12 protein-coding genes are annotated in these 12,334 nt (G+C 62.8%); 9 read left to right on the forward strand and 3 right to left on the reverse strand.

What is annotated here, in order from left to right:
* Window positions 1-46: 46 nt before the first annotated feature.
* On the forward strand, window positions 47-955 hold the full coding sequence (locus AC4QBL_RS19155; RefSeq protein ID WP_472900613.1) for a phosphoribosylaminoimidazolesuccinocarboxamide synthase: 909 nt from the start codon (window positions 47-49) through the stop codon (window positions 953-955).
* A 30-nt stretch (window positions 956-985) separates the two neighbouring features.
* Here AC4QBL_RS19155 and AC4QBL_RS19160 read toward each other — a convergent pair whose 3' ends face one another.
* Window positions 986-1,942: a LysR family transcriptional regulator gene (locus tag AC4QBL_RS19160; RefSeq protein ID WP_472900612.1), complete on the reverse strand. Its 957-nt coding sequence runs from the start codon at window positions 1,940-1,942 to the stop codon at window positions 986-988.
* Between the two features lie 113 nt (window positions 1,943-2,055).
* On the opposite strand from AC4QBL_RS19160, the gene AC4QBL_RS19165 reads away from it, so the two are divergent.
* From AC4QBL_RS19165 to AC4QBL_RS19175, 3 genes are all read left to right on the forward strand, one after another.
* Window positions 2,056-3,564: a CoA-acylating methylmalonate-semialdehyde dehydrogenase gene (locus AC4QBL_RS19165; protein ID WP_472907685.1), complete on the forward strand. Its 1,509-nt coding sequence runs from the start codon at window positions 2,056-2,058 to the stop codon at window positions 3,562-3,564.
* A gap of 533 nt (window positions 3,565-4,097) precedes the next feature.
* Window positions 4,098-4,304, forward strand: a complete 207-nt coding sequence (locus AC4QBL_RS19170) for a DUF4189 domain-containing protein (RefSeq protein ID WP_492131672.1) — start codon at window positions 4,098-4,100, stop codon at window positions 4,302-4,304.
* Between the two features lie 25 nt (window positions 4,305-4,329).
* Entirely contained in the window at window positions 4,330-5,292 is a 963-nt protein-coding gene (locus AC4QBL_RS19175; RefSeq protein WP_472906996.1) for an IS5 family transposase, read from the forward strand.
* A gap of 835 nt (window positions 5,293-6,127) precedes the next feature.
* On the opposite strand, the gene AC4QBL_RS19180 is transcribed toward AC4QBL_RS19175, so the two are convergent.
* A complete protein-coding gene (locus AC4QBL_RS19180) occupies window positions 6,128-7,507 on the reverse strand; it encodes a Fic family protein (RefSeq protein ID WP_472900608.1) in 1,380 nt (459 codons plus the stop codon).
* A gap of 208 nt (window positions 7,508-7,715) precedes the next feature.
* Here AC4QBL_RS19180 and mgrA point away from each other — a divergent pair, with 208 nt between their 5' ends.
* From mgrA to AC4QBL_RS19195, 3 genes are read left to right on the forward strand one after another with little or no spacing between them, the layout of a single operon-like run.
* Entirely contained in the window at window positions 7,716-8,756 is a 1,041-nt protein-coding gene (mgrA, locus tag AC4QBL_RS19185; RefSeq protein ID WP_472900607.1) for an L-glyceraldehyde 3-phosphate reductase, read from the forward strand.
* A 60-nt stretch (window positions 8,757-8,816) separates the two neighbouring features.
* Entirely contained in the window at window positions 8,817-9,116 is a 300-nt protein-coding gene (locus AC4QBL_RS19190; RefSeq protein WP_472900606.1) for a BrnT family toxin, read from the forward strand.
* A complete protein-coding gene (locus tag AC4QBL_RS19195) occupies window positions 9,100-9,366 on the forward strand; it encodes a BrnA antitoxin family protein (RefSeq protein WP_472907177.1) in 267 nt (88 codons plus the stop codon). Before AC4QBL_RS19190 ends, AC4QBL_RS19195 begins: the two co-directional genes overlap by 17 nt.
* 43 nt (window positions 9,367-9,409) lie before the next feature.
* Here AC4QBL_RS19195 and trxA read toward each other — a convergent pair whose 3' ends face one another.
* The gene (trxA, locus tag AC4QBL_RS19200) at window positions 9,410-10,318 is read right to left on the reverse strand and encodes a thioredoxin (RefSeq protein ID WP_472900604.1); all 909 of its coding nucleotides are present in this window, start codon (window positions 10,316-10,318) and stop codon (window positions 9,410-9,412) included.
* 147 nt (window positions 10,319-10,465) lie between these two features.
* On the opposite strand from trxA, the gene purE reads away from it, so the two are divergent.
* The gene (gene purE, locus AC4QBL_RS19205; RefSeq protein ID WP_472900603.1) at window positions 10,466-10,954 is read left to right on the forward strand and encodes a 5-(carboxyamino)imidazole ribonucleotide mutase; all 489 of its coding nucleotides are present in this window, start codon (window positions 10,466-10,468) and stop codon (window positions 10,952-10,954) included.
* Window positions 10,955-11,086: 132 nt separating this feature from the next.
* Entirely contained in the window at window positions 11,087-12,328 is a 1,242-nt protein-coding gene (locus tag AC4QBL_RS19210) for a 5-(carboxyamino)imidazole ribonucleotide synthase (protein WP_472907178.1), read from the forward strand.
* The last annotated feature ends 6 nt before the right edge of the window (window positions 12,329-12,334 follow it).

Consider the following 12,334-nt stretch of genomic DNA (forward strand, 5'->3'; position numbering starts at 1 on the left):
TGTTCCTTGGCGTTTTTTTCCTGGCGCTTTCCACCGCGCATCGAACATGACCTCTGCCCTGCACACCTCCGCTCTCACGTCTTTGCCCCTGCTCGCGCGCGGCAAGGTGCGCGACAACTACGCCGTGGGCGACGACCGCATCTTGATGGTGGCTTCGGACCGCATCAGCGCGTTTGACGTGATCATGGGCGAGCCCATTCCCGGCAAAGGCCAGCTGCTCACACAGCTCAGCCTGTTCTGGTTTGACCAGCTCGGCCCCAAGGGCCTGGACATCTGCCCGATCCACCTCACCGGCGACGCGCCTGAGAGCGTGGTGTCCGCCGAGGAAGTGGCGCAGGTCACGGGCCGTTCCATGCTGGTGCAGCGCTTGAAGCCGATTCCGGTGGAAGCGGTGGTGCGTGGCTACCTGGCCGGCAGCGGCTGGAAGGAATACCAGGACAACCAGGCCGTGTGTGGCGTGAAGCTGCCCGCAGGCCTGCAAAACGCGTCCAAGCTGCCCGAGCCCATTTACACCCCGGCGGCCAAGGCCGAGATGGGCGAGCACGACGAAAACATCACCTTCGAGCAAACCGTGGTCATGATCGGCCCCGAGCTGGCCGCGCAGATCCGCGACATCTCCATTGCCCTGTACAAGGCGGCGGCTGAAATTGCGTTGAAGAAAGGCATCATCATCGCCGACACCAAGTTTGAATTTGGCCTGGACAAGGCCGGCAAGCTGGTGCTGATGGACGAGGTGCTGACGCCCGACAGCTCGCGCTACTGGCCGCTGGAGAGCTACGTGGTGGGGCAAAACCCGCCCAGCTACGACAAGCAATTTTTGCGCGACTGGCTGGAGACCGCCAAGGTCAGCGGCAAGCCGTGGGACAAAACGCCGCCCGCGCCCCGACTGCCCAAGGAGGTGATTGAGAAGACCTCGGCCAAATACCAGGAAGCGCTGGCGCGCATGCTGGGCTGAGCGGCTGAGCGGCTGAGCGGCTGAGGGCGCTCAGCGCTCCACCGAAAACCCCGGCGCCAGCGCCTCCCGCAGGTGCGCCACAAACGCCGTCACGGCGCGCGGCACATGGGCCGAATACGGGCGTATCGCGTAAAGCTGTTCGGCAAACGCCCCCACCGGTTTCCAGCCAGGCAATACCTGCACCAGCTTGCCCGCCAGCAGGCTGGCCTGGGCCGTGAAGTCGGGCAGCAGCGCGATGCCCAGCCCGCCCAGCGCCGCGTCGCGCAGGGCTTCGCTGTTGTTGGCGGCCAGCGAGCCCGACACCTGCACCGTCACCCGCTCAGTGCCCACCGATGTGTTCAACGGCTCCAGCGTCCAGGCGGGTGTGTCGTGCGAGCGCGGGTAGTGCAGGCAGTTGTGTGGCGCCAGGTCGGCGGGCGCCTGTGGCGTGCCGTGGCGGCGCAGGTAGGCACGGCTGGCCACCAGCACCGAGCGGGTGGCGCACAGCGTCCAGGCCACATGCGTGTCGGGCGGGTTGGCGGTGTGGCGAATCGCCAGGTCAAAGCCCTCCGTGGCCAACGAAGACAGCCGGTCCGCCATGTCCAGTTCCAGCCGCACTTCGGGGTATTGGCGCAAAAATTCGGGCAAGCGCGGCACCAGTTGCTGGCGGGCAAACGCCACCGGCGCGGTGACGCGCAGCAAGCCGCGCGGCGCGCCCGCCGCGTCGCGTACCTGGGCAAAACACTGCGCAATGTGTTCAAACGAAGCCCGCGTGTCGTCCACCAGCCGCTGGCCCGCTTCGGTCAGGCGCACGCTGCGGGTGGTGCGCTGCACCAGCGCCACGCCCGCAATGCGCTCCAGCTCGGCCATGCGCTGGCTCACCGCCGCTTTGCTCACGCCCAGGCGCGCGGCGGCTGCCGTGTAGCTGCCCTGCTGAGCCAACACATTGAGCCAATGAAAGTGGCCCCAAAGCTCCTGGTTCCGGTCGTGTATTTTTTGCTCGTTCATGGGTCTATTGTTCATGAAATTGAACAATCAATTCAGCGTTTTGGCCTTGTCCTGTGGGGCCGCAGTTTCTAAACTGCGCACACATTCCGCAATTCAACCCCACGAGACACCCCATGACCACTTCCATTGCCCATTACATCGGTGGCGCTGCAGCCGCTGGCTCGTCCACCCGTGCGCAAGACGTGTTCAACCCCGCCACGGGCGCCGTGACCGGCCGCGTGGCGCTGGCCAACACCGCTGACGTGGCCGCCGCCGTGGCCGCCGCCCAGGCCGCCTTCCCCGCCTGGTCTGACACCCCGCCCATCCGCCGTGCCCGCGTCATGTTCAAGTTTCTGGAGCTCGTGAACCAGCACAAAGACGAACTGGCCCACCTGATCACCGCCGAACACGGCAAGGTGTTCACCGACGCGCAGGGCGAAGTGGCCCGCGGCATCGACATCATCGAATTCTCTTGCGGTATTCCGCAGCTGCTCAAGGGCGACTTCACCGACCAGGTGTCCACCGGCATGGACAACTGGACGCTGCGCCAGCCGCTGGGCGTGGTGGCCGGCATCACGCCGTTCAACTTCCCCGTCATGGTGCCCATGTGGATGTTCCCGGTGGCCATTGCCGCCGGCAACACCTTCATCTTGAAGCCCAGCCCCACCGATCCGAGCGCCAGCCTGTTCATGGCCGATCTGCTGAAGCAAGCCGGCCTGCCCGACGGTGTGTTCAACGTGGTGCAGGGCGACAAAGAAGCCGTGGACGCGCTGCTGGTGCACCCCGACGTGAAGGCCATCAGCTTCGTGGGCTCCACGCCCATTGCGAATTACATCTACGAGACCGGCGCCCACCACGGCAAGCGCGTGCAAGCCCTGGGCGGCGCCAAAAACCACATGGTGGTGATGCCCGACGCCGACCTGGACCAGGCGGTGGACGCATTGATTGGCGCCGCCTACGGCTCGGCCGGTGAGCGCTGCATGGCCATCAGCGTGGCGGTGCTGGTGGGCGACGTGGCCGACAAGATCATGCCCAAGCTGATCGAGCGCACGAAAGCGCTGAAAGTGCTCAACGGCACCAACCTGGCCGCCGAAATGGGCCCCATCGTCACCGCTGCCGCGCACCAGCGCATCACGGGCTACATCGAAGCGGGCCAAAAAGAGGGCGCGCAGATGCTGGTGGACGGCCGCCGCTTTGACGCCAAGCAAACCGGTGAAGGCTGCGAGGGCGGCTTCTGGATGGGCGGCACGCTGTTTGACCACGTGACGACCGACATGAAAATCTACAAAGAAGAGATCTTCGGCCCGGTGCTCAGCTGCGTGCGCGTGCCCGACTTTGCGCAGGCCGTGCAGATCATCAACGACCACGAGTTTGGCAACGGCGTGAGCTGCTTCACCCGCGACGGCAACGTGGCCCGCGAGTTTGCGCGCCGCATTCAGGTGGGCATGGTCGGCATCAACGTGCCGATCCCCGTGCCCATGGCCTGGCACGGTTTTGGTGGCTGGAAGAAAAGCCTGTTCGGCGACATGCACGCCTATGGCGAAGAGGGCGTGCGCTTCTACACCAAGCAAAAATCCATCATGCAGCGCTGGCCGGAGAGCATTGCCAAGGGCGCCGAGTTTGTGATGCCTACCGCCAAGTAATCAATCGCTTTTGTCGGTTTGGATGGCCTCGTTGCGTTTTGGCGTGGCGAGGCCTTTTCTTTGGCTGCTTCTGTGGCGGGTCTGTGCTGTGGAGGTATTGGCGTGTCCACGAAAGTAAACGTGCATGCCGAGCTGCTGCGTCAGGACATAGTGTTCTGCTTGAAGATCTCGTTTCGACCCTGAGCTGCCGGTTGCAACTCCGGAGCGATGGACCGAGTTTCAAGCGCCGCATTCGATCAGCTACATCGGACTTCAAATAGCGCAACTTTGTGAAAGAGGGAAACCAGACTACCAGCAGCGCCTCTTGGCGCCTCACCACATTACTGCCTTGCGGTACAGATACGTGGATCGTGTTGGATCCTGCACATATTAGAAAAGTCTCAAGTCAGGATGCTGAACGCCGATAAACAGAACATAAATCAGACACCCTCAACAAGTATCAGAGCTTCAAGATGAGAAACAGGGCATCAAACTATGTGAACTTGGCAAGTGCCGCCTTTGTGGGGCTCGCTTCGTTGCTACTTTTCCCGACAATGGCTCAGGGGAAGTCGGCCTCCATAGCGTTTAGTAGCGATAATGCCTGGGGTTGGGCCGTAGGAAAATCGCAGGCTGAGGCCAATGCGTCAGCTTTGGAACAATGTGCCAAAGGCACCAAAACGAACGACTGTAAGGTCAGCCTTCAAAAAGGGATTGCCCTAGGGAAACTCTGCAAAACCACCCCAGCGGCATGGCAGATGTAAGCCCAGCGCGGCACACTCGGGCACCATGAAACAAAGCAGCTTTGACTTGAACCTGAGCACGCGCAAGACCCGCAAGCAGGTGTTTTTGCAGCAGATGGAAACCGTGGTTCCATGGGCTGCCCTGGTCGAGCTGATAGCCCCGTATTACAGCGAAGGGCGCAATGGTCGCCCACCCTTTGCGCTGGAGACGATGCTGCGAGTGCACTTCATGCAGCAGTGGTTCAGTCTGTCAGACCCGGCCATGGAGGAAGCCTTCTTCGACACACCGCTTTACCGCGAATTCGCTCAGCTCGATACCTTTGGCCGACTGCCCGACGAGAGCACCATTCTTCGGTTCCGCCACAGGCTGGAGAAACACAAGCTGGCCGATCAGATCCTGGCCACCGTCAACGAACTGCTGCAGCAGCGCGGCTTGCTGCTCAAGGCCGGCACCGCTGTAGATGCCACCCTCATCGCCGCGCCCAGCTCCACCAAGAACAAAGACAAAGCGCGAGACCCCGAGATGCACTCGAGTCAAAAGGGCAACGAGTGGCACTTTGGCATGAAAGCCCACATAGGCGTGGATGCCGAATCGGGCTTGGTGCACACCGTGCGAGGCACCTCGGGCAACGTAGCCGATGTCACCGAGGGCAACAGCCTGCTGCATGGTCAAGAGACGGACGTGTTCGGTGACGCGGGCTACCAAGGCGCAGACAAGCGCCCCGATGCAAAAGCCAGCCACAAATGGCATGTGGCCATGCGCCCAGGCAAGCGCAAGAAGCTGGACAAAGACAGCAACCCGAGGGATGCGCTGATCGACAAAGTCGAGAAGATCAAGGCCGGGATTCGCGCCAAGGTGGAGCACCCGTTTCGGGTGATCAAGCGCCAGTTCGGCTTCACGAAGGTGCGATATCGGGGTCTGAAGAAGAACACCTTGCAGATCAAGACGCTGTTTGCGTTGTCCAACTTGTGGATGGCCCGTCACAAACTGATCGGAGCACAGGCGTGAGTGCGACCGAAACCGGGTCAGTGGCCCTCAGGCGGCCCCAAATGGGGCAAACCGGATACGAATTCCAACCCAAACTGGGCCGGATCGCGCGAAAGCTCATCGGACGAAACTCCGTCAGGCACGTAACACGCTGGCTGGTGGGTTTTTCAGAGCATCCCTAGCTGAAAGTGGCGAAAGGGAGACATACGGATGGAGCGCGGTTAGCCTTTCTGAGGCTAAGAAGGCTGCCCTCAAATCCTGTGGCAATGCTGGCTGCAAAGTTACTCGAACCTTTGTTTCGCCGGGTTTTTTTTTCGATCGCCAAATCTAACACTAGCGACACTGGAACTTTATTTCTGGCCCATGGGTACGCGAACAGCGACCTTGCTGACACTGATGCAAAGGCAGGCTGCGAGAAGAATTCGGGCGTGGCATGCAGTATTGCCATTTCTTCTGCGATTCCCGGCGTGATAGAGGTTCCTAAGATTGCTCCCGCACCCGCCGTTAGCAAGAGCTGTCGGCCCAACAAACCACAAGTAAGGTGTACTTCGCAGTGCTTGAACGGCAATTGTGAGGTGACATATGAAAATGGTTGTAAGTTGCGAGTTCAGGTTCCTGCGAAATTCGATCTGTTCAGCAACCAATGGACATTTCCAGCTCCAAGCTGTTGATCGTCCACGCGCAAAAAATCTGCGTGCGCCAACAAGTTTCAAGATCCTCAAGCGGCAGTACTCCGCCAAGTTAATTTCGACCGCTTTTGACGGAAACGGGCCGCTCGAAGTCGAAGGACCGCAGCCAGACGCGCCAGTCCAGCGAGCGAAGGGTTTCCGTATCCCGCACCGCAACGAGCGCCTATCTACCGCCGCTGCCATTCAGAAAACTCCAGCGGCCGAATCCCAAACCGCACCGCATTGCCCTCGTGCAGAGATGCAAATTCGGCCAGCACCAGCGTGGTGAAATGCGCGTGCTCGTCCGGCGGCACTGTGGCGGGAATCTTGCTCTTCACAGCCTCTTCGGTGGCGGCTTCGCCTTGGCGCACGATGACGGCGACCACCTCGGCCAGCGCCTGCCGGTGGCGCAGCCGGAAGATGTCCGGGGGCACCAGGGTCTGCTGGATCGCCACGTATTGCTGGCACGAGCGCTCGTAGGCCCACACGAATACGTCGCGCAACAGCTCCACGCGGTTCAGTTCGTACACGCCGAGCATGGCGTTCACATAGGCCTGTTGCGGCACGTCGATGAAGGACAGCGGGCAAAGGTTGTGTCGAATGAACGGGATGTTGGCGGCCAGCCGCGAGACGCGTTTGTTCACGTCCTCGAACGGCTGCAGATAGGGCAGGTGCACCATCAGAAAGAAGGCCTGCTCGAACGGGTCGGCGATCTCGGCCGCCATCTGCACCACGATGCCCAGCAGCTCTTCCAGCCGCTGGGGCAGCGCCAGGGGCAGGTAGACGCTGCCGCCGATTTCCACGGCGCGGCGGCGCACGCGGCCCACGGCGGTGGGGTCGGCCATCAGGCCGTCTGACAAGAAAGCGTGCAGCGCGATCAGGGTGTCGGTCTGCACGCGGGCGTTGTCGGGGCTGAGCACCAGGTATTCGATGGCCTGCTTGTGATTCAGGATCATCTGCGTTTCCAGCGCGTCCTTGCCTTCGGCGGCCTGACCAAACGCGATCAGCCGCTCGGTGTCCAGACGGCTGTAGGTGTTGCCCTCCAGCTGCGACGAGGCCCACGACAGGTCAATCAGCAGGCGGTTGAGGATGTCTCTGGCGAAGGTGCCGGCCGGCGTCTGCGCGGCGGGCGAGCGACCCATGGCGTGCAGTTGCTCGCGCAAGGCGGGTGGCAGATAGGCCGTGTGGTTGGGGTGGTATTGCTCCAGGAACGACTGCCGGTAGCCCGCCGGGCAACGCAGGTGGCGCGGCTGGGTGACGTGGGCGCGGATCTCGGCCCCGGCTGCGGAAAGGGGCAGGTCGTCGGGCTTTGGGGCGGTGCGCCAGGCCGCCTCGGGCTCTTCCGCGCGAACAGTCGATGTCCGGCGGCGGTAGCGCGCGGTGCGGCGATCCCCCAGCATTTCGATGCGTTGCTGTTCCACCAGCAAGGCCAGGCGCCGCTGCAGGGTGCGGCGGTGGATCGGAGTGCCCAACTGCAGCTCAATGGCTTCAATGCCTACGCTGTCGGTTGCGCTGCCGATGAGTTCGACCAACTTGTCCAGCTCCTGGCTGGGGGTGACGCGTGGCATGGGGTGGGCTTCGATGAGGTTGCTGGTGCATTGCGACAAAAAAATGTCGCAAACCATTTTATGCGACATATAAAAGTCGTAAAGACTATTTTTGCGCCGGTATGGCCCCAAGCTCATCGGTCGAAAAGATGGGCTGCGTGCGGTGACGCTGTGGTTACCACCGGGTTACTGGGTACAGTGCAGCCAACCAAAACCAGGAGACGCACCCATGTACACCGCCAACCCCACCCGCTACGAGCGCATGCCCTACCGCACCGTCGGCAAGAGCGGCCTGAAGCTGCCCAGCATTACCCTGGGCCTGTGGCACAACTTTGGCGACGCCACGCCCATGGAAACGCAGCGGGCCATGTTGCGCACCGCGTTTGACGCGGGTATCACCCACTTTGACCTGGCCAACAACTACGGCCCGCCGGCCGGCAGCGCCGAAACCAATTTTGGTGAGCACCTGCGCCGCGACTTTCGACCCTACCGGGACGAACTCATCATCTCCAGCAAGGCGGGCTGGGACATGTGGCCCGGGCCGTATGGCCAGGGTGGCGGCTCGCGCAAATACGTGCTGGCCAGCCTGGACCAGAGCTTGAAGCGCATGGGGCTGGACTACGTGGACATCTTCTATTCCCACCGCTTCGACGCCGACACCCCGCTGGAAGAAACCATGGGCGCGCTGGCCACGGCGGTGCAGCAGGGCAAGGCGCTGTACGTGGGCATTTCCAGCTACTCGGCCGGCAAAACGCGTGAAGCCGCCGCCATTTTGCGCAGCATGGGCGTGCCGCTGCTGATCCACCAGCCGTCGTACAGCCTGGTGAACCGCTGGGTGGAAGAAGATTTGCTGGACACCTTGCAGGCCGAAGGCATGGGCTGCATCGCCTTCAGCCCGCTGGCTCAGGGGCTGCTGACCAGCAAGTACCTGAACGGTGTGCCTGAGGACGCGCGCATCAACCGCCCGGGCGGCGGCTCGTTCACCGCGGCCCACCTGAGCGAGCAAAACCTGGCGCATGTGCGCGCACTGAACGGCATTGCCCTGGCGCGCGGCCAAAGCCTGGCCCAGATGGCTGTGGCCTGGGTGCTGCGCCAGCCGGGCATGAGCTCGGCGCTGATAGGTGCCAGCAAGCCCGAGCAGATCACCGAGCTGGTGGGTGCGCTCGACAACTTGAATTTCAGCGCCGACGAGCTGGCCGCCATTGACCAGCATGCGGTGGACGGCGGCATCAACCTCTGGAAGAAGCCTTCGACCGACCAGCGGATCTGAAAACCCCCTCCGCAAAGACCGGCGCTTCTTCTTTTGTGTACATGATAGTAATATACAAAAATGATCGATCTGGAAAGTCTGTCGGGATTCAATTGGGACGAAGGAAACGCCCGAAAGAATGAGAAGCACGGGGTGTCTATGGCCGAGGCGGAGCAGGTTTTTTTCAACCAGCCGCTGCTGTTGCTGGAAGACGGCGCCCACAGCCAGTCGGAGCCCCGGTTTCATGCCCTGGGCAAGACAGACGCCGGACGGACATTGCACATCACCTTCACCTTGCGGCAATCCGGGGCCTTGATCCGGGTGATTTCCGCGCGCGACATGCACCGAAAGGAGCGAGCCATTTATGAAAACGCCACGTAAGCCCATCCCCAAGTTTGCGAACGAGGCGCAGGAACGTGCGTACTGGGAATCGCATGACTCTACCGAGCACCTGGACTGGTCCCAAGCCCGCAAGGCGAGCCTGCCGAACCTCAAGCCGACCACTAAGACCATTTCGCTGCGCCTGCCCCAGCATTTGCTGGACTCGATCAAGGTGGCGGCGAATGCGCGGGACGTGCCGTATCAGTCGCTGATCAAGGTGTGGCTGCAGGAAAAGCTGCAGAGCCACTGACCACCAGAACATCGCGCTCGGTCGGCATGTGATGGGTCTCTGATCAGCTCAGCACCACGCTCGACAACCGCCGGCGGTAGGTGGCCACCGTGGGGTCTTCGGGGGGCACCTGGCCTTCGGCCACCTTGGGCTTGGGCGGCTCGATGATGTCCAGGATGGCGATGAAGGTCTTGCGGGCAAGGTCTTCGTTCCAGCTCTTGTCGCGCATCAAAATCTCCAGCAGCTCGTCCATGGCGGGCACAAACTGGCTGTGGGCCATCAGCAGTTGGGCCAGTGCAAAGCGGCTGGCAAAGTCGCGCTTGTTGGTGGCAATTTTGGCCTGCAGGTCGGCGGCGTAGGCCTCGGGGTCCACCACCATGTCTTGCGCGTCGCGCGCTTTCATCCAGCGGTTGAGCGAGTCAAGCCGGCGCACCGCCATGGACTTGGCGATCACCGGCGCAAACGCCACCTTGGCCTCATCGTCGCGCTCCAGTTCCAGCAGCAGTTTCACCAGGTCAAAGCGTGCGTCGTCGTTTTCGGGGTCGGTTTGCACGGCGTGCTGCAGCTTGGCCAGCGCGCCTTCCACGTCGCCCGCCGCCAGCGCTTGCAGCGCATCGGCTTCTTCTTCAGCCGCTTCCAGCACCTCGGCCGCGGGCAGGTGCTTGTCCAGAAATTCTTTGATCTGGCCTTCGGGCAGCGCGCCCATGAAGCCGTCCACGGGCTGGCCGTTCATCATCAGCACGCAGGTGGGGATACTCTTGATGCCAAAGGCGCCGGCCAGTTGCTGTTCTTGTTCGGTGTCGATCTTCACCAGCTTGAAGCGGCCCGCGTAGGCGGCTTCAATTTTTTCCAGCAAAGGGCCAATGACCTTGCAGGGTCCGCACCAGGGCGCCCAAAAATCCACCAGCACGGGGGTGTGTTGCGAAGCCTCGATGACTTCGGTTTCAAAATTGGCAATAGTGACGTCGATCATGGCGGTGCTCTGGAATGGGGGCGCCACAGCCGCCTGAGGCGGTGCGAGGGCGCGAAACGTAAAATCGACACTTTACCGGAGACGGGCCGCTTTCCAGGCCGGTCTTCATGCTCCCGGCCATGGATTGGCTGGGCAAAAGGCACTCACATGAACCCCATCCAAGTGGGCGTGGTCATGGGCTCCAGCAGCGACTGGGACACCATGCAGCACGCCGTGCAGATTCTCAAAGACTTCGGCATCACGCACGAGGCCCGCGTGGTGTCGGCTCACCGCATGCCCGACGACATGTTTGCCTACGCGGAAGCCGCTGTGGGCCGCGGGCTCAAGGCCATCATTGCGGGCGCGGGCGGTGCCGCCCATTTGCCGGGCATGATCGCGGCCAAAACCGTGGTGCCGGTGCTGGGTGTGCCGGTGGCCAGCAAGCACCTGAGCGGGGTGGATTCGCTGCACAGCATTGTGCAAATGCCCAAGGGTGTGCCGGTGGCCACCTTTGCCATTGGCCAGGCGGGTGCGGCCAACGCGGCGCTGTTTGCGGTGGCCTTGCTGGCCAGCGAAAACCCGGCCCTGCGCGACCAGCTGGAAGCCTTTCGCGCCGCGCAGACCGAAGCCGCACGCGGCATGACGCTGCCGGCATGACCCACCCCCGCCGCGCTTTGCGCGACCCCCACCAGGGGGCAACATCTGCTGGCTGGCAAAGCCAGTTACATGATGTTCTGGGCGGTGATCATTTCGTTCGTTTCGTTTCCTGATTTTTGGACCCCAACACCCATGAGCTTCAAGCCCCTTCTTCCCGGCAGCACCTCGGCCAGTGGCCAGCAAATCACGCTGGGCGTCATGGGCGGCGGGCAGCTGGGCCGCATGTTTGTGCAGGCGGCCCAGGCCATGGGTTATTTCACGGCGGTGCTCGACCCCGACCCAGCCAGCCCGGCTGGGCTGATCAGCCACTTTCACATTCAAACCCCTTACGATGATGAGCAGGGTCTGGCGCAGCTGATGCAGCGCTGCGAAGCCATCACCACCGAATTTGAAAACGTGCCGGCGCCCGCGCTGGTCACGCTCGGCGCACACCGGCCGGTGGCCCCGTCGGCCGCCTGCGTGGCGGTGGCGCAAGACCGCATCAAGGAGAAATCGCACTTTGTGCAATGCGCGCCCATCAGCGGCGTGTACCCCGCGCCTTACGCAGCCATCACCAGCGCCGAGCTGCTGGCCGCCGTGCCGGCCGATTTGTTGCCCGGCATTTTGAAAACCGCCCGCATGGGCTACGACGGCAAAGGCCAGGTGCGCGTGGGCACTCCCGAAGAGCTTGCCGCTGCCTGGGCGCAGCTGGGCAGCGTGCCCTGCGTGCTTGAAAAGCTCATGCCGCTGCAGGCCGAGTGTTCGGTGATCGTGGCGCGCGGCTCTGACGGGCAGAGCGTGAGCTTCCCGGTGCAGGCCAACACCCACCGCGACGGCATTTTGGCGCTCACCGCTGTGTACGAGGGCGCCGTGCCCGCTGCGCTGGCCGAGCGGGCGCGCGCCAGCACCGTGGCCATTGCCAACCACCTGAACTACGTGGGCGTGCTGTGCGTTGAATACTTCTTGGTGGACGACGGCCAGGGCGGGCTCGACCTGATCGTCAACGAAATGGCACCGCGCCCGCACAACAGCGGGCACTACACGCAAAACGCCTGCGACCTGTCGCAGTTTGAAGCCCAGGTGCGGGCCCTGGCCGGCCTGCCGCTGCCCACGCCGCGCCAGCACAGCCCGGCCATCATGGTCAACCTGCTGGGCAACCTGTGGTTTGATGCCAATGGCGTGCGCGCCAAGCCCAGCGAACAACCCGTGTCGCCGCCATGGGCGCAGGTGCTGGCTTTGCCCGGCACCCACCTGCACCTGTACGGCAAGCTCAGCGCCCGCCCAGGCCGCAAGATGGGCCACCTGAACATCACCGCGCCCACTGTGGAACAGGTGCGCGAAACCGCGGCGAAAGTGCTGGTGCTGCTGGGCCTGCCCGCGCTTGACGGGGTTTGAGCGTCT

Source organism: Hydrogenophaga sp. L99, from assembly GCF_058731905.1.

Coding starts and splice junctions, on each gene's coding strand:
- AC4QBL_RS19180 (WP_472900608.1), bottom strand. CDS start 7,507: ATGCCACGCGTCACCCCCAGCCAGGAGCTGGACAAGTTGGTCGAACTC.
- mgrA (WP_472900607.1), top strand. CDS start 7,716: ATGTACACCGCCAACCCCACCCGCTACGAGCGCATGCCCTACCGCACC.
- purE (WP_472900603.1), top strand. CDS start 10,466: ATGAACCCCATCCAAGTGGGCGTGGTCATGGGCTCCAGCAGCGACTGG.
- AC4QBL_RS19210 (WP_472907178.1), top strand. CDS start 11,087: ATGAGCTTCAAGCCCCTTCTTCCCGGCAGCACCTCGGCCAGTGGCCAG.
- AC4QBL_RS19195 (WP_472907177.1), top strand. CDS start 9,100: ATGAAAACGCCACGTAAGCCCATCCCCAAGTTTGCGAACGAGGCGCAG.
- AC4QBL_RS19175 (WP_472906996.1), top strand. CDS start 4,330: ATGAAACAAAGCAGCTTTGACTTGAACCTGAGCACGCGCAAGACCCGC.
- AC4QBL_RS19165 (WP_472907685.1), top strand. CDS start 2,056: ATGACCACTTCCATTGCCCATTACATCGGTGGCGCTGCAGCCGCTGGC.
- AC4QBL_RS19190 (WP_472900606.1), top strand. CDS start 8,817: ATGATCGATCTGGAAAGTCTGTCGGGATTCAATTGGGACGAAGGAAAC.
- AC4QBL_RS19170 (WP_492131672.1), top strand. CDS start 4,098: ATGGCTCAGGGGAAGTCGGCCTCCATAGCGTTTAGTAGCGATAATGCC.
- trxA (WP_472900604.1), bottom strand. CDS start 10,318: ATGATCGACGTCACTATTGCCAATTTTGAAACCGAAGTCATCGAGGCT.
- AC4QBL_RS19160 (WP_472900612.1), bottom strand. CDS start 1,942: ATGAACGAGCAAAAAATACACGACCGGAACCAGGAGCTTTGGGGCCAC.
- AC4QBL_RS19155 (WP_472900613.1), top strand. CDS start 47: ATGACCTCTGCCCTGCACACCTCCGCTCTCACGTCTTTGCCCCTGCTC.